The organism is Pseudomonas sp. GM24 (assembly GCF_000282235.1).
Lineage (GTDB): Bacteria > Pseudomonadota > Gammaproteobacteria > Pseudomonadales > Pseudomonadaceae > Aquipseudomonas.
In genome coordinates, this window is the sequence record NZ_AKJR01000157.1 from 1 (window position 1) to 14,990 (window position 14,990).

At 60.4% G+C, this 14,990-nt stretch carries 17 protein-coding genes; 7 read left to right on the plus strand and 10 right to left on the minus strand.

What is annotated here, in order from left to right; translation table 11 throughout:
• Positions 1–76: 76 nt before the first annotated feature.
• From PMI23_RS17715 to PMI23_RS17745, 7 genes are all read right to left on the minus strand, one after another.
• The gene (locus PMI23_RS17715) at positions 77–439 is read right to left on the minus strand and encodes a Na+/H+ antiporter subunit G (RefSeq protein WP_007910752.1); all 363 of its coding nucleotides are present in this window, start codon (positions 437–439) and stop codon (positions 77–79) included.
• On the minus strand, positions 436–714 hold the full coding sequence (locus tag PMI23_RS17720; protein ID WP_007910754.1) for a K+/H+ antiporter subunit F: 279 nt from the start codon (positions 712–714) through the stop codon (positions 436–438). Before PMI23_RS17720 ends, PMI23_RS17715 begins: the two co-directional genes overlap by 4 nt.
• A complete protein-coding gene (locus PMI23_RS17725) occupies positions 711–1,199 on the minus strand; it encodes a Na+/H+ antiporter subunit E (RefSeq protein ID WP_007910759.1) in 489 nt (162 codons plus the stop codon). The genes PMI23_RS17720 and PMI23_RS17725 overlap by 4 nt, the downstream gene beginning before the upstream one ends.
• Positions 1,196–2,875 (minus strand): monovalent cation/H+ antiporter subunit D, encoded by a 1,680-nt coding sequence (locus PMI23_RS17730; RefSeq protein WP_007910761.1) that lies wholly within the window; start codon positions 2,873–2,875, stop codon positions 1,196–1,198. The genes PMI23_RS17725 and PMI23_RS17730 overlap by 4 nt, the downstream gene beginning before the upstream one ends.
• A complete protein-coding gene (locus tag PMI23_RS17735) occupies positions 2,872–3,216 on the minus strand; it encodes a Na+/H+ antiporter subunit C (RefSeq protein WP_007910763.1) in 345 nt (114 codons plus the stop codon). Before PMI23_RS17735 ends, PMI23_RS17730 begins: the two co-directional genes overlap by 4 nt.
• A complete protein-coding gene (locus PMI23_RS17740) occupies positions 3,216–6,134 on the minus strand; it encodes a monovalent cation/H+ antiporter subunit A (protein WP_007910764.1) in 2,919 nt (972 codons plus the stop codon). The genes PMI23_RS17735 and PMI23_RS17740 overlap by 1 nt, the downstream gene beginning before the upstream one ends.
• A gap of 247 nt (positions 6,135–6,381) precedes the next feature.
• Positions 6,382–7,317, minus strand: coding sequence for a DMT family transporter (locus tag PMI23_RS17745; protein ID WP_007910766.1), 936 nt, complete (start codon positions 7,315–7,317; stop codon positions 6,382–6,384).
• Positions 7,318–7,402: 85 nt separating this feature from the next.
• Here PMI23_RS17745 and PMI23_RS17750 point away from each other — a divergent pair, with 85 nt between their 5' ends.
• Both PMI23_RS17750 and PMI23_RS17755 read left to right on the plus strand, forming a co-directional pair.
• Positions 7,403–7,966, plus strand: a complete 564-nt coding sequence (locus PMI23_RS17750; RefSeq protein ID WP_007910768.1) for a helix-turn-helix domain-containing protein — start codon at positions 7,403–7,405, stop codon at positions 7,964–7,966.
• On the plus strand, positions 7,967–9,373 hold the full coding sequence (locus PMI23_RS17755; protein WP_007910769.1) for an FAD/NAD(P)-binding protein: 1,407 nt from the start codon (positions 7,967–7,969) through the stop codon (positions 9,371–9,373).
• Between the two features lie 197 nt (positions 9,374–9,570).
• Here PMI23_RS17755 and ppnN read toward each other — a convergent pair whose 3' ends face one another.
• Complete coding sequence (gene ppnN, locus PMI23_RS17760; RefSeq protein ID WP_007910770.1) at positions 9,571–10,944, minus strand: nucleotide 5'-monophosphate nucleosidase PpnN; 1,374 nt, start codon at positions 10,942–10,944, stop codon at positions 9,571–9,573.
• A gap of 223 nt (positions 10,945–11,167) precedes the next feature.
• Here ppnN and PMI23_RS17765 point away from each other — a divergent pair, with 223 nt between their 5' ends.
• A complete protein-coding gene (locus PMI23_RS17765) occupies positions 11,168–11,695 on the plus strand; it encodes a DUF3087 domain-containing protein (protein WP_007910772.1) in 528 nt (175 codons plus the stop codon).
• Between the two features lie 20 nt (positions 11,696–11,715).
• Here PMI23_RS17765 and PMI23_RS17770 read toward each other — a convergent pair whose 3' ends face one another.
• Positions 11,716–12,603, minus strand: a complete 888-nt coding sequence (locus PMI23_RS17770; protein ID WP_007910774.1) for an NAD(P)/FAD-dependent oxidoreductase — start codon at positions 12,601–12,603, stop codon at positions 11,716–11,718.
• Between the two features lie 133 nt (positions 12,604–12,736).
• Between PMI23_RS17770 and PMI23_RS17775 the strand changes: the two genes are divergently transcribed.
• Positions 12,737–13,177: an Rrf2 family transcriptional regulator gene (locus PMI23_RS17775; RefSeq protein ID WP_007910775.1), complete on the plus strand. Its 441-nt coding sequence runs from the start codon at positions 12,737–12,739 to the stop codon at positions 13,175–13,177.
• Here the strand turns inward: PMI23_RS17775 and PMI23_RS17780 are convergent.
• A complete protein-coding gene (locus PMI23_RS17780; protein ID WP_007910777.1) occupies positions 13,174–13,557 on the minus strand; it encodes a DUF2784 domain-containing protein in 384 nt (127 codons plus the stop codon). The genes PMI23_RS17775 and PMI23_RS17780 overlap by 4 nt on opposite strands.
• Before the next feature lie 185 nt (positions 13,558–13,742).
• Here PMI23_RS17780 and PMI23_RS17785 point away from each other — a divergent pair, with 185 nt between their 5' ends.
• Genes PMI23_RS17785 through PMI23_RS29885 form a run of 3 tightly spaced genes read left to right on the plus strand, consistent with a single transcriptional unit; the run spans position 13,743 to position 14,952 of the window.
• Positions 13,743–14,441, plus strand: coding sequence for an AzlC family ABC transporter permease (locus PMI23_RS17785; RefSeq protein ID WP_016983007.1), 699 nt, complete (start codon positions 13,743–13,745; stop codon positions 14,439–14,441).
• A complete protein-coding gene (locus tag PMI23_RS17790; protein WP_176472272.1) occupies positions 14,441–14,752 on the plus strand; it encodes an AzlD domain-containing protein in 312 nt (103 codons plus the stop codon). Before PMI23_RS17785 ends, PMI23_RS17790 begins: the two co-directional genes overlap by 1 nt.
• Positions 14,753–14,805: 53 nt before the next feature.
• A complete protein-coding gene (locus PMI23_RS29885; protein ID WP_007910783.1) occupies positions 14,806–14,952 on the plus strand; it encodes a hypothetical protein in 147 nt (48 codons plus the stop codon).
• Positions 14,953–14,990 lie beyond the last annotated feature (38 nt).

Consider the following 14,990-nt stretch of genomic DNA (forward strand, 5'->3'; position numbering starts at 1 on the left):
GTAGCCTTCGGCAACTCCTACAGGGGGGAGCGCATTCCAATGTAGGAGCTGCCGAAGGCTGCGATCTTGTAACGGTTCAGCTACCGCTCTCGGTGCGGCGGCTGCTCACCTCAGCCGGCACATCATCCCCGGCCATGCGCTTGCGGAACAACGCCGCCCGCGCCAGCAGCAAGGTCGTCACCGGCACAGTGATCGCCAGCAAAATCGGAATCAGCCAGGCATGTATCACCGGCCCGGATTTCAGCGCCGAGAAGCAGATGATCGACGCCAACGCCACACACCACGCCCCCAGCGTTGAGGCCAGTGCCGGCGGGTGCATGCGCTGGAAGTAATCCTTCATGCGCAATAACCCGATTGCACCAATCAGCGCGAACAGACCGCTGAGCACCAGCAGGATCGCCACCGGAATCTCGATCCATAGCGACAATTCAGCATTCATTCGATCACCTCGCCACGCAGCAGGAATTTCGCCAGAGCAAACGAGCCGACGAAGCCGAACAGCGCAATCAGCAGCGCCGCTTCGAAGTAAGTATCACTGGAATAACGAATACCCAGGGTCAGCATCATCAACATCGCGACGATGTACAGGTAATCCAGCGCCAGGACTCGATCCTGTGCCGACGGGCCTTTGAACAAACGCACCAGCGTCAGCACCATGGCCAGCGAGAACAGGAACAGCGTCAGCAGGATGGCGTTCGACAGTAATGGGCTCATTCGAAAATCTCCATCAACGGCCGCTCGTAGGTGGTCTTGAAGTGCTCGATGAATTGCGCTTCATCATCCAGATCCCAGACGTGCAGCAACAGAATGCTGCGGTCCAGCGCCAGCTCCGACCACACCGTGCCGGGCACCACCGTGCAGATCATTGCCAGGGTCGCGAGGCCATGGGCATCGCGCAGGTCGAGCGGCACTTTGACAAAGCCCGAGCGAAGCGGGCGACGACCGGCGTTGAGCACGCCCCACGCGACGATGAGGTTGGACACCACCACGTCACGACCGACGAGGAAGAACAGGCGCAGGATTGTCCCGGGGCGGCGAATGCGTACCTGTTTCGGACGCAGTTTGCGCATCATCAACGGTGCAGCAAAACCCAGCATCGCGCCGAGCAGCAGATTGCCCGGGCTGATCGACAGGTTCAGGGTCAGCCACAGAACGCACAATGCCAACGACAACAACGGTGCAGGAAACACGCGCTTCATGGCTGCACCTCCAGCATCGCCGATTTGGCTTCCGGACTCGGAACAGCGCGGGTGCCGAGCACCGCCATGACGTATTGCTGCGGGTTGTTCAGCGCCTCGGCGGTAGCTTGGGTGTAGCGCAGCAGCGGTTCAGCCTTAAAGGTCAGGACGATACTCAGCCCCAGCAACAGGAAGATCGGCGCACATTCGAGTTTGCGCAGCAGCGGCGAAGGGCGCTCCTCCGGCGTCCAGAAGCGCTGGATGCCGAGGCGCGAGAACGCCATCAACGACGCGAGGCCGGTGAGGATCAGCAGCGCCAGCAACGCCCATGCAGCGATGGAAATCGGCGCAGCGGTGCCCAGGCCCAGCGGATTGAGCAATGCGCCGATCAGGCTGAGTTTGCCGATGAAGCCAGACAGCGGCGGCATACCGATGATCAGCAGCGCACAAGCAATAAAGCTCAGGCCGAGAAACGCCATGGTCCACGGAATGACCTGACCGACCACGGCTTTCTGCTCGTCATCGAGGTTGATGCCTTTGGGTGGTTGCAGGGATTCCTGCGGGCGCGGCAGCAGTTCGCTTTCATCCTCTAGCGGGATCTCATTGGCGGAACGAGAACGTTCGATCAGCTCGGCCAGCAGGAAAAGCGCGCTCAATGCCAGCGTTGAGCTGACCAGATAGAACAGCGCTGCGCCGATCAGGTTCGGTTGGGCGAAGCCTACGGCGGACAACAGGATACCGGCCGACACCAGAATGCTCAGGCTGGCCATGCGCTCCAGGCGTTGCGCGGCGAGAATCGCCAGCGCCGCGCAGGCCATGGTCGCCATGCCGCCGTAGATCAGCCAGTCGCCACCGAAGAATGCCGACGCTCCGGCCTGCCCGGAAAACAGAAGGGTCCACAGGCGCAGCAGGGTGTAGACGCCAACCTTGGTCATGATCGCGAACATCGCCGCGACCGGCGCACTGGCCGAGGAGTAGGCCGGCACCAGCCAGAAGTTCAGCGGCCACATACCGGCCTTGGCCAGGAACGCGACGGCGAGAATCCCGGCGCCGGCATGCAGCAAGCCACGGTCAGCTTCCGGCACCAGCGGAATCTTCAGCGCCAGATCGGCCATGTTCAACGTGCCCGTGACGCCGTAGATAAGTGCCGCGCCAATCAAAAACAGCGAAGAGGCCAACAGATTGATCGAGATGTAATGCAGCCCCGACGAGACCCGCGCCCGACCCGATCCATGCAACAGCAAGCCATAAGACGCGGCCAGCAGCACTTCGAAGAACACGAACAGGTTGAACAGATCTGCCGTCAGGAACGCGCCGTACAGGCCCATCAATTGAATCTGGAACAACGCGTGGAAGCTCGAACCGGCGCCATCCCAACGTGCCATGGCGAAGAGCAGGGCGCTGACGCCGATGATCCCGGTCAGCACCAGCATCAGCGCCGACAGCCGATCGACCACCAGCACGATGCCGAATGGCGCCTGCCAGTTGCCCGGCAGGTACACGCCGATGGAACCGGGTACGCCAGTGGTTTGCGTCCACTGCAGCAACAGCACCGAAATGAACAGACCGACGACGCTGGAGAACAGGTTGATTTTCGCCTTCAGCGGTCGGTGCCGCTCGCCGAGCATCAGCATGATGGCGGCGGTCAGCAGCGGCAACAGAATCGGTGCTGCGATCAGGTGAGTCATTGCCATCATTCTTTAGGCTCCCGGCCGTCGACATGGTCGGTGCCGGTCAGGCCGCGCGAGGCGAGCAGCACGACGAGGAACAGCGCGGTCATGGCAAAGCTGATGACGATCGCGGTGAGTACCAGGGCCTGTGGCAGCGGGTCGGTGTAGTGCAGCAAATCCTGGGTGACGCCGTCCTTGATCACCGGCTCCTTGCCGATGAACAGGCTGCCCATACTGAAGATGAACAGATTGACGCCATACGACAGCAGGCACAGGCCCATGACCACCTGGAACGTCCGTGGCCGCAGGATCAGCCAGACGCCGGACGCGGCGAGCACGCCGATGGCGATTGCGATGACTTCTTCCATCAGACGGCTCCTTTGCTGGCGACGGACTTGGGCAGCGATGCGGTCTTGTGGCCCCGCACCGATTGGTGGGCGAGGGCGGTGAGGATCAACAGCGTCGAACCAACCACCACGCCGTACACGCCGATATCGAAGAACAATGCGCTGGCGATATGGATGTCCCCCAGCACTGGCAAGCTGAAATGCCAGGTGTGGGTGGTCAGGAACGGATAACCGACGACCATCGCCCCGAGGCCGGTAGCGGTGGCAAACAGCAACCCGGTGCCCATCCAGCGCAGTGGCCGCAGGCTCATTTGCGCCTCGACCCACTGTGTACCGGCGACCATGTATTGCAGGATGAACGCCACCGACATCACCAGACCGGCGACAAAGCCGCCACCCGGTTGGTTGTGCCCGCGCATGAACAGGTAGAACGACACCACCAGCGCAATCGGCAGCAACAGGCGCACCAGCACGGCCGGTACCATCATGAAGCCGAGCGCGGTGTCGCTCGCCGAGCGCGGGTTGACCAGATCGGTGACCACGTCCGGCGCCAGCAAGCGTTGCTGGGCAGGCAGTTGCAGGCTTTCTTTCGGTGGGCGGAAACGCCGTAGCAGGGCGAATACGGTCAGCGCCACGGCGACCAGCACGGTGATTTCGCCGAGGGTGTCGAAGCCGCGGAAGTCCACGAGCATCACGTTGACCACGTTGCTGCCGCCGCCTTCAGGCATGGCGCGGCTGAGGTAGAACGAAGAGATATCGTTCGGCGTCTGCCGCGTGAGCATGGCGTAGGACAGCAGCGCCATACCGCCGCCGACGGCAATCGACAGCAGCAAGTCGCGCAGACGACGAATGCGTGCCTTGCGCAGGCTGCTTGGCAGTGGCGAGACTTCTTCGATACGGCGTGGCAACCAGCGCAGACCGAGCAGGATCAGCACGGTGGTGACCACTTCGACTGCCAGTTGCGTCAGCGCCAGATCCGGTGCGGAGAACCAGACGAAGGTGACGCAGGTCATCAAGCCGCAGACGCTGACCATGGTCAAAGCAGCGAGACGGTGATACTTGGCCTGCCACGCGGCGCCGAGGGCACAGGCAATCGCCAGCAGCCACAGGGTGACAAAGACGATGGAGCCGGGAATCTTTGGCCGGTCGCCCCAGCTCAGGCTGCTGTGCAACATCGGGATCAGGCCGGCGAGCACCGCCGCCAATACCATCAGGAACAATTGCATCTGCAGACGCTTGGTGCCGAGTCGCCGCTCCAGACGTCGGGCCAGGCGCATCATCACCACGAGGCTGCGTTCGAACAGGCGCTTGCCGTTGAAGCGGCCAACCAACGGCGGGTATTTGAAGCGTCCGCGCTTGAGCTGATTGCGCAGCAACAGATAGACAATGATGCCGCCGGACATGGCGATCAGGCTCATGATCATCGGTGCGTTCAGGCCGTGCCAGATCGCCAGGCTGTATTCCGGCAGTTCGCCGCCGACGACGGGCAATGCCGCTGCCGCTAGCAATGGACCGACGATCTGCGCCGGGAAAATCCCCACCAGCAAGCAGGTGAATACCAGCAATTCCACCGGCGCACGCATCCAGCGCGGCGGCTCGTGCGGAGTGTGCGGCAGGTCGGTAGCCGGTGGACCGAAGAACACATCGACGGTGAAACGCAGGGAATAGGCAACGCTGAATGTACCGGCGATGGTCGCGACAATCGGCAGTGCCGCTTCGACCCACGCCGTGGCATTGATGAACACGGTTTCGGCGAAGAACATTTCTTTCGACAGGAAGCCGTTAAGCAATGGCACACCCGCCATCGAGGCGCTGGCAACCATGGCCAGCGTCGCGGTAAAGGGAATCAGTTTGATCAGACCACTGAGTTTGCGGATATCGCGAGTGCCGCTTTCGTGGTCGATGATGCCGGCGGCCATGAACAGCGAGGCTTTGAATGTCGCATGGTTGAGGATGTGGAATACCGCCGCCACGGCAGCCAGTGGACTGTTCAGGCCCAGCAACAATGTGATCAGGCCGAGGTGGCTGATGGTCGAGTAAGCGAGCAGACCTTTGAGATCGTTCTGGAACATCGCGCAATACGCACCGAGCAACAGCGTACAGGCGCCAGCCCCACTGACGATGTAGAACCATTCTTCGCTGCCGGACAGCGACGGCCACAGGCGTGCGAGCAGAAAAACTCCGGCCTTGACCATGGTCGCCGAGTGCAGATAAGCCGAAACCGGTGTCGGCGCCGCCATCGCGTGCGGTAGCCAGAAATGGAAAGGAAATTGCGCGCTTTTGCTGAGCGCGCCAATAAGAATGAGGGGTAAGAGGATAGGGTAGAGGGCGTGTGCACGAATCATGTCGCCGGCGGCCAGGACCTTGTCGAGGTCATAGCTGCCGACGACATGGCCGAGAATCATGACCCCCGCCAGCAGGCATAATCCGCCGGCACCGGTGACCATCAGCGCCATGTACGCACCGCGACGGGCGTCCGCGCGGTGGTGCCAATAGCCGATCAACAGGAACGAGAAGAGACTGGTCAGCTCCCAGAAAAACACGATCTGGATCAGGTTGCCGGAGATCACCAGGCCAAGCATGGCGCCCATGAACGCCAGAAAAAACGCGAAGAAACGCGGCACCGGATCGTCCGGCGACATGTAATAACGGGCATATAAAGAGACGAGGGTGCCGATGCCCAGCACCAGCATCGAGAACAGCCAGGCGAAGCCATCCATGCGCAGAACGAAGTTCAGACCGAGGCTGGGCAGCCACATGAATTCTTCGCGGATCACGCCGCCGTGGGCAATTTGCGGGTACAACATCGCGACCTGGACGGTGCCGATCAAAGCGACCAGACCTGCCAACAGGGATTCGGTATTACGCGCGTTGTGTGGCAGCACCGCTGCCAGACAGCTGCCAATGAATGGCAGAAGCAGTAGAACTATCAGGGACATAGGCTTCTAATCTGCGGAAGTTTGTGAAGCATCATACGTGCCAGCTCCCTGATCACCAAACGCCAGGATGTCTCAGAATCCTACAAAGTAGTCTGGAATTTTCTGTTTGGCATTGTTTCAGGTAGATCGATGTTGCTTCGATTGGCCTCATCGCGAGCAGGCGAAGGCCTGCATTTGGAATGCGTTCCCCTGTAGGCGTGAGCCTGCTCGCGATAGCAATAATTCAGACTAGGAAGGCTTCGGAGCTTTACCCCTGTGCTTCCCGCTCCAGCTCAGCTTCGGCTTCTGCAACTTTGCCCTTGGTCTTCAATTCACTGACAATCACCGCCGCCACAATCAACCCTGCGCCCACCAGCGCAATCGCTGGCAACCGCTCCCCGGCAATCCGCCCGACGATCCCGGCCCATACCGGCTCGCCCGCATAGATCAACGTCGCCCGGGTTGGCGAAACACTTTTCTGCGCCCAGTTCATCGCCACCTGAATCGCCGCACTCGCCGCGCCCAACCCCAGGGCGGTCACCAGCAGCGTCCAGGAGAAATCCGGAATCATTTCCCCGGTAGGCACCACCAGCAGGAACGACAGCACCGATGTGGTTGCCAATTGCACGACAGTCACTCGGCGCACATCGACCTGACCGGCATAGGTGCTGATCAAAATGATTTCGGCGCCGATGGCGATAGCGCTGATCAGCGTGGCGATTTCGCCAGGGCTGAAATTCAGCGCTGCACCGGACGGGCCTGACAGCAGCATCAAACCGGTGAACGCTAACATGATGCCAATACTCGGCATCAAGCCCGGACGACGCCCGAGCACCAGCCACTGCAGCAACGGCACGAACGGCACATACAACGCGGTGATGAACGCCGACTGACTGCTTGGGATCGTTTGCAAACCGACCGTCTGCAAGCCGTAACCGAGCATGATCGCCACGCCGATGAAGGCGCCGGCCTTGAGTTCAAACAGGGTCAGTTCACGCAGATGACGCCATGAGAACAGCGCGACGATAGCCGCCGCAGCGGCGAAGCGCAGGCCGACAAAAAACATCGGGCCGCTGACGGTCATCGCGTGCTGAACCAGCAGGAAGGTACCGCCCCAGATCATGGTGATCAGTACCAGCACGCACTCGGCTTTGCTGAAACGAGAGAAACGGAGAGGAGTGGAGGAGCTGTTCTGCGACGTCATGACCTTGCGCACTTTAAAAAGGAGGCCGCACAATGCGCCCAACGTTGCGCAGTATACTGCCCAACCTCACCGAGTGAGCAATATAGTGCACAAAGATTCAACGCAGCGGGCGTCCGTTCTGCAACACGTCAGCCTGAATGTGCGGCGTCTACGGCATGCCGCCGATATGAGCCAGACCGCGCTGGCAGAAAAGTCCGGGGTCAGCCGGCGCATGCTGGTGGCGATCGAGGCGGGCGAGAAGAATGTCAGCCTGACCACCCTCGATCGCGTTGCCGAAGCGCTGGATGTGGCGTTCAGCGATCTGATTCAAGCGCCGGATGCCCGCGACCCGAGCCGCATCAACGAGGTGGCCTGGGCAGGAACCCACCCGGGCAGCAAAGCGGTGTTGCTCTCCAAAGCCACGGCGACTCGTGAAGTCGAGCAATGGGAATGGTGTCTGCAACCGGGTGAGGTCTACCCGTCGCAAGCAGATGCCGAGGGCTGGAGCGAGCAGATTTTCGTCTTTGCAGGCTGCCTTACCCTGATGCTCGGGGATCAGCCGCAGCACATCGGCACCGGTGAGTTTTTTATGTTTGCCAGCAACCAGCCGCATTCCTATCGCAACGATGGCGAGGTTGCGGCGCGGTTTGTTCGCAATGTGGTGATTTGAATGAGTCAGAGCGCAGACATCCTGATTATCGGTGGTGGCCTCAGCGGCACGATGCTGGCGGTGCAATTGCTACGTCTGCCTGGCCGGCGCAAGGTCCTGATCATTGAGCCGCGTGCGGAACTGGGACGGGGCGAGGCGTACAGCGCGGTCGAGTTGGGACACACGCTCAACGGCAACGCCGCACGTATGAGCGTCGATCCGGATAATCCTGATGATCTGACGCAATGGCTGACCGAGCACATTGCCGGCGGTGGCTGGCCTGAATCGGCCGAGCAGGACGTGCCGGTCAGCGAACTGTTTGCGCCGCGTGGATTGTTCGGCGTCTATGTGCAGCAGCGTCTGGCCGAAGCCCGTAAAGTCGGGGCGCAGACTGGCTCAAGCGTTGAGCACATTCGTGCGGAAGTCGTCGACCTGCAAGTCGATGCCGGTTCGGTGCAGCTCACGCTGAGCAATGGTCAGGCACTGCGCGGTGGCTACGGGGTTTTGGCGACCGGAATGTTCCCTGCCGCGCGAACCCCGCAGAAAACCTCCAGCGGCCTCAACGCCGCCGCGCTTGATCCGTGGGATGTCGCGGCGATGCGTCAACTCGACCCGCAATCGACCGTGTGGATCATCGGCTCTGGCCTGACCATGGTCGATGCCGTGGTGTCGCTGGAGCAGGCCGGGCATCGCGGGCCAATTGAAGTGTTTTCCCGGCACGGCTTGTTGCCCCACGTGCGCCGACAACCGCCGGCCTGGATGGATTTTCTTGGCAGCGATCACAGCATTCGAACGCCACGACAGCTGTTGCGCGAATTGCGTCGGCAATGCCAGGCAGCCATTGCACAAGGCATCGATTGGCAGGCGCCACTGGACACGGTTCGGGTGCATATCGCTCGTTTGTGGAGTCAGGCGACTGACACGCAGCGTCGACAATTCGTACGGCATGTACGGCCGTGGTGGGAAAGTCATCACCACCGTTCGCCGCCGTTGAGTGCGGCGCTGGTTGAGCGTCTTTATAAAGAAGGGCGATTGCGGATTCAGGCGGCTTCGTTCAAAGGGCTTGAGACAAGTCCGGACGGTGGCGTCCGTATTCGCATTCGGCGGCGCGGTGAGTCGCAAACCTGCGTGGTGCAAGGCGCCGCATTGATCAATTCCAGCGGCATCGAGTATGACTGGCGCCGAGTGGCGCGACCGTTGCCGCAGCAACTGCTGGCGCGCGGTCTGGTGCAGTCGGGGCCGTTGGCGTTGGGGATTGCGGCGGCAATCGATGGCGCGGTGCTGGATACCGACGGGCGTGCGGCTAGCCGATTATTTGCCATGGGGCCGCCGTTGCGCGGGATGTGGTGGGAGAGTACGGCGGTGACGGATGTGGCGTTGCAGGCCAAGGCGCTGGCGATGCGGTTGGCGGGTAGGTCAGAAATTTGAGGTGTGCTTGGCGGCCTCTTCGCGAGTAGGCTCGCTCCCACAGTTGAGTGGGTGAATGCAGGCTTTGTGTACACATCCAGACCCTGTGGGAGCGTGCCTGCTCGCGAAATCGGTGGGTCAGTCGACATCACAGCGACTGATCTACCGCTATCGCGAGCAGGCTCGCTCCTACATTTGTAGCGTGGTAACCGAAAGAGTTACGCCACCACTCGATAACACGGCACATACGCCGCGCCGCCCGGCAGTTTCATCCGGTGCTGGGCGACGAAGGCTTTGAGTAGGGCATCGAGCGGTTGCATGATCGCGGCGTCACCACGGATCTGGTACGGCCCGTGTTCTTCGATCAGGCGAATGCCTTTGTCCTTGACGTTACCGGCGACAATGCCGGAGAACGCCCGACGCAGGTTGGCCGCCAGTTCATGCGGTGGCTGGTCGCGGTGCAGTTTCAGATTCGCCATGTTTTCGTGGGTCGGATCGAACGGACGCTGGAAGCCTTCGTCGATTTTCAGCAGCCAGTTGAAGTGGAACGCATCGTTGCGCTCGCGGCGGAACTGCTTCACCGCTTTCAGACCTTGGGTCATCTGCCGCGCCACTTCGGCCGGGTCGTCGATGATGATCTCGTAGTGCTGCTTGGCCGCTTCGCCGAGAGTGGCGATGACGAAGGCGTCGAGCTGTTCCAGATACGGCGCGGCGTGCTTCGGCCCGGTGAGGATCACCGGGAACGGTAGCCCTTTATTGTCCGGGTGCATCAGGATGCCCAGCAGGTAGAGGAATTCTTCTGCTGTACCGGCGCCGCCCGGGAAAATGATGATGCCGTGGCCAACGCGCACGAAGGCTTCCAGACGTTTTTCGATGTCCGGCAGGATCACCAGTTCGTTGACGATCGGGTTCGGCGCTTCGGCGGCGATGATGCCCGGCTCGGTCAAACCGAGGTAGCGACCACCGTGAATGCGTTGCTTGGCGTGGGCGATGGTCGCGCCCTTCATCGGGCCTTTCATCACGCCGGGGCCGCAACCGGTGCAAATGTCGAGGCTGCGCAGGCCCAGTTCGTGGCCGACTTTCTTGGTGTATTTGTATTCTTCGGTGTTGATCGAGTGGCCGCCCCAGCACACGACGATTTTCGGCTCGACGCCCGGGCGCAGGGTGCGCGCGTTGCGCAGCAGGTGGAAAACGTAGTCGCTGATACCTTGCGAGGTGCTCAGGTCGATGCGTTGGCTGTCGAGTTCGTTTTCGGTGTAGACGATGTCGCGCAGGGCGCTGAAGAGCATTTCGCGGGTGCTGGCGATCATTTCGCCGTCGACGAACGCGTCGGCCGGAGCGTTCAGCAGCTCCAGGCGCACGCCGCGATCCTGTTGGTGAATGCGGATTTCGAAGTCCTTGTAGGCTTCGAGGATGGTCTTGGCGTTATCGACATGGGCGCCGGTGTTGAGGATGGCCAGGGCGCACTGGCGGAAGAGGGTGTAGGTGCTGCCGGATCCGGCTTCGCTCAGTTGCTGAACTTCACGTTGAGAAAGGGTTTCCAGGCTGCCTTTCGGGCTGACCGAGGCATTGATTACGTGTCGTTGGGTCATGCAATGATCCTTAAAACGATGTCATCACGAAGCTGAGCAATGGCATCCGAATAGTGTGTATCCATGAATGAAGATGGCACGATCTGCGCTATACCGCCATGTCCCCGTTGGACGCTGAAAAGATGAAAAGGAGCCCCAGCATAGCTAAATCCGCGGCAGAGGCGATAATGCGCCGGCCGGTTTTTTCAGTTAGCCCTTTTGTCGCTCAAGGAAGTCATTTGTGATGTTCGAGATTCAGCCGATGGACGCCGCCACTTTTCGCCAGCAGACGCGACGCAGCACGATCATCATCGCCGTGCTGTTCCTGGTGCTGGCGATGCTGTTTTCCAGCGTGGCCGTGGCGCTGTTTGGCGAGCCTGGCGGCGATAACCTGCGCTTCAATGTCGGTGGGGTGTTTGTGGCATTTCTGCTGACGGCTGCGTTATTGCGCGGGCGTTTCTGGAATCAGAGCTGGATGGCGCCAGCCGTGTACAGCTGGCGACTCAAGCGCAACCTGATGAGCATCACCAATGTGATGCATCAGGTCACGGCGGCGGTGGAGAAGAGCGATGCGACGGCCATGAAAGTGCTGCGTTTCTATCATCTTGGGTTGACGCAGATGCATGAGCTGGACGGTAACTCCAGCGATCATGGGCAGCTGTGGCGGGAAGCCGAAGCGCACAAGGCGCGGATGCAGGCGCAGGGACTCGATACCGAGCAGATGTGCCTGGATCCGGCCTGGCTGGAGGCGTTGAAGCCGACTTCGCGCTGAGACGCCCGCAGTATTACGTATCAGCCAAAGACCAGTGAGCGATGAGTGCCTGCACCGGCGCGGGCCCCATCGCCAACAGCCAGCGCCACTGAACCGGCAGCCAATGCCGCATCTCCGCAGGCAAATACGCCGGCGACGCTGGTTTGTTGTGTCGCGTCAGTCTGAATAAACGGCCCCATCGGGCCATCCTCGAATGTACATCCCAATTGTTCAGCCAGCGGGCTGGCCATGCGTGTGCGTGGCATGGCGAACAGGCCTGCAACGGCGATGACCTGGCCATCGCTGAGCACCACGTCCGCACGCTCGCCACGGATGTGAATGACCGACCGGGTTTCCAGGGTGACACCGCGTCGATCCAGTTCCACCAATTGTTCGGCATCCGGCTCGAAGACTGCGTTGGTGAAGAACGTGGTCGGTCCCCAATCCGGCAGTAGCAGGGCGTGATGAATCGACATGGGTGACGTTGCCAATACGCCGATCGCGCCTTGATTCAGTTCATAACCGTGGCAGTACGGGCAATGAAAAACGCTTTGGCCCCAGCGTTGCCTGAGGCCTTCGATGTCCGGCAATTCGTCGACGACGCCCGAGGCCAGGATCAGTCGCTTGGTGCTGAGCCGCTGTCCGCTCTCGGTGCGCAAACCGAATCCGTTGTCAGTCCGAGTCGCTTCAGTCGCTGTATCCGTTAGCCATTGCACGCTGGGGTAAGCCAGTAATTGTGCCCGTGCTTCGTCAGCAATTTGCCCCGGTGCACGCCCATCCTGGCCGAGGAAGCCGTGGGATGTTTCGGCAAAACGGTTGCGTCGCAGGCCCGAATCGAGCACCAACACATTGCGTCGGGCGCGGGCCAGTTGCAGGCCGGCGGACAGCCCGGCATAGCTGCCGCCGACGATGATGACGTCGTACACCATGAGCGAATCTCCTCTTGAGTTTTCAGAGCACACCGTAAGTTACGAGAAATATTGCTGTCAATAGTCTCGTAACTTCAGACCTTGCAAGCGATACTCGGCGCATCTTCGCAACGGCTTGAAAAAAGGATCATCGATGAGAAACGACACGCGGTTATCGCGCATGCTCCATGTGTTGATTCACATGGCCCGCCATGAAAAGCGCGCGACCTCGGAAACCATCGCCGGCATGCTTGGCACCAACCCGGTGGTAGTGCGGCGCACCATGGGCTTGCTCAAGGAGGAGGGGTTTGTGACGTCAGAGAAGGGCCATCAGGGAGGCTGGGCGCTGGCCAAACCGCTGGCGCAGATCACCCTGCTGGATATCCATCAGGCGTTGGGCACGCAGTCGATTTTTTCCATCGGCTTGTCGACGGATCACCCGGAGTGTCTGGTCGAGCAAGCGGTGAACGCCGCACTGACCCGCACCTTCGATGAGGCGCAGGCGCTGTTGCTGTCGCGGTTGGGCGGCATCACCCTGGCGGACCTGGCAGCGGATTTCGAGGCCCGCTACAAGTCAATCGGCGAGGGTGATTAAAGCTGCGAGGCGGCGCGACGATGTTTCCATGAGCGAATGGCCCGCCCATACACCAACAGGTTGATCGCCAGCACCACGCTGCCGAGCGCCAGTTGAATCTGCGGGGTGAGCCCGGCCGGGTAGATGATCGGCCAGATGTAATGTTCGATGAAGCCGCCGGCGTATTCAGTCTGCCCGGCAGCGTGGCGCATGAGATTTTCCCAGTAGGTCAGCGGGCAGGTCAGGTGCAACACCTCGACCGCCACGCCCCAGGCGGCAGCCGGCAAATGCAGCCACATCAAACGTGGCCATTTGAGCACCAGCAGCCCGCCAAACAGCACGAACAGAATGAAGCACAAATGGAACAGCACCAGCCCGTCGGCTGCGATTCGGTACAGCATGTCGTCTCCCTGACGCGATTGTGAATGGCGCTATGTTACGCCGCTCAGGGCATTAGAGGTCAGTGCGAAAATCAGCGAATTGCGCGCGCACCGGCCGATTTCCCACAAGTGCGCAAGATTGTTCAAGCCAAAAAGACGAAATGGCTGGCACAGTCTGCGACCGTTTTCCTGGTTGAAGAACGTTTATGTCCGACTCACTTATGCCGCGCAGTGCGTTTCTTCGCGGCGCGGCGGCGATCATGCCATTGTCTCTGGCCACCGCGCCGTGGGGACTGCTGGCCGGTTCCATGGCGATTGAAGCTAACCTCACGCCGTTGCAAGGCCAAGGCTTGTCGAGCATCGTGTTTGCCGGTGCGGCGCAATTGGTCGCGATCGGCATGCTCAAGGGCGGCGCGGGGATTTTCTCGATTTTGTTGACCACGCTGCTGCTGACGTCGCAGCACTTGCTGTATGGCATGAGCATGCGTTCGGTGATTTCGCCGCTGCCGGGGCGCTGGCGCATAGGGCTGGGTTTTTTGCTCACTGATGAGTTGTTCGCGTTGACCAGTCAGCATGATCGCCAGCAGTTCAATCGCTGGTATGCGCTGGGCGTCGGCCTGACGTTCTACATCGCCTGGAATCTGTTCACCCTGGCCGGCATTGTCCTCGGCAGCAGCATTCCAGGGCTTGAACACTTGGGGCTGGACTTCTCGATTGCTGCCACCTTCATCGCCCTGATTACACCGGTGGTACGCAACGTGCCGACGGTGGTTTGCGTGGCGGTGTCACTGTTTTGTTCGGTGCTGTTCAGTTACTGGCAATGGGGTTCGGCGCTGGTGTTGTCCGGGTTGGCCGGAATGACTGCCGGGTTTATCTGCAACAAGCTGTATCGGGAGCGCACATGATGGTTTGGGCGGTGATTTTTGGCATGGGGATTCTGGTTTTTCTCAATCGCTATGTATTTCTCGAGCCGCGATTGCCCGTGCGTTTGAGCAGCAATGCGCGGCAGTTTCTCGGGTTTGCGGTACCGGGGATGTTGACCGCTATCTGTGGGCCGATTGTCTTCATGCCGGACAAGCAGCTGAATCTGCAATGGGATAATCCGTATTTGCTTAGTTCGCTGGTGGCGATCGCACTGGTGATATACACGCGCAATACTTTGCTCAGCATGCTGTTGAGCATGGCGTTCTTCTTTTTGCTGCGCTGGTGGTTGTAAGTTGTCTGTTCTACGCTTCAGGCATGCAGGTTTACTGATAACGGGAGGTGCACATGGCGACTGAGCAGAAGCTTCCGGAGACGGATGAGCAAGAGACGGATGAGCCGACTGAAGAGGAAATAGAGCGGGAGAAGCATAAGGAACAAACCTGGAAGCACGATGACGGCAGAGAGCTTTCAGACCCCGATCGCAAGTTTTGAGTGATTTCTACGAAAAAGCCCCGCAAACGCAGGGCTTT

Bases quoted from the DNA above. Each gene is read 5' to 3' on its own strand.
- PMI23_RS17715 (WP_007910752.1), bottom strand. From the start codon at position 439: ATGAATGCTGAATTGTCGCTATGGATCGAGATTCCGGTGGCGATCCTG.
- PMI23_RS17720 (WP_007910754.1), bottom strand. From the start codon at position 714: ATGAGCCCATTACTGTCGAACGCCATCCTGCTGACGCTGTTCCTGTTC.
- PMI23_RS17725 (WP_007910759.1), bottom strand. From the start codon at position 1,199: ATGAAGCGCGTGTTTCCTGCACCGTTGTTGTCGTTGGCATTGTGCGTT.
- PMI23_RS17730 (WP_007910761.1), bottom strand. From the start codon at position 2,875: ATGATGGCAATGACTCACCTGATCGCAGCACCGATTCTGTTGCCGCTG.
- PMI23_RS17735 (WP_007910763.1), bottom strand. From the start codon at position 3,216: ATGGAAGAAGTCATCGCAATCGCCATCGGCGTGCTCGCCGCGTCCGGC.
- PMI23_RS17740 (WP_007910764.1), bottom strand. From the start codon at position 6,134: ATGTCCCTGATAGTTCTACTGCTTCTGCCATTCATTGGCAGCTGTCTG.
- PMI23_RS17745 (WP_007910766.1), bottom strand. From the start codon at position 7,317: ATGACGTCGCAGAACAGCTCCTCCACTCCTCTCCGTTTCTCTCGTTTC.
- PMI23_RS17755 (WP_007910769.1), top strand. From the start codon at position 7,967: ATGAGTCAGAGCGCAGACATCCTGATTATCGGTGGTGGCCTCAGCGGC.
- ppnN (WP_007910770.1), bottom strand. From the start codon at position 10,944: ATGACCCAACGACACGTAATCAATGCCTCGGTCAGCCCGAAAGGCAGC.
- PMI23_RS17765 (WP_007910772.1), top strand. From the start codon at position 11,168: ATGTTCGAGATTCAGCCGATGGACGCCGCCACTTTTCGCCAGCAGACG.
- PMI23_RS17770 (WP_007910774.1), bottom strand. From the start codon at position 12,603: ATGGTGTACGACGTCATCATCGTCGGCGGCAGCTATGCCGGGCTGTCC.
- PMI23_RS17775 (WP_007910775.1), top strand. From the start codon at position 12,737: ATGAGAAACGACACGCGGTTATCGCGCATGCTCCATGTGTTGATTCAC.
- PMI23_RS17780 (WP_007910777.1), bottom strand. From the start codon at position 13,557: ATGCTGTACCGAATCGCAGCCGACGGGCTGGTGCTGTTCCATTTGTGC.
- PMI23_RS17785 (WP_016983007.1), top strand. From the start codon at position 13,743: ATGTCCGACTCACTTATGCCGCGCAGTGCGTTTCTTCGCGGCGCGGCG.
- PMI23_RS17790 (WP_176472272.1), top strand. From the start codon at position 14,441: ATGGTTTGGGCGGTGATTTTTGGCATGGGGATTCTGGTTTTTCTCAAT.
- PMI23_RS29885 (WP_007910783.1), top strand. From the start codon at position 14,806: ATGGCGACTGAGCAGAAGCTTCCGGAGACGGATGAGCAAGAGACGGAT.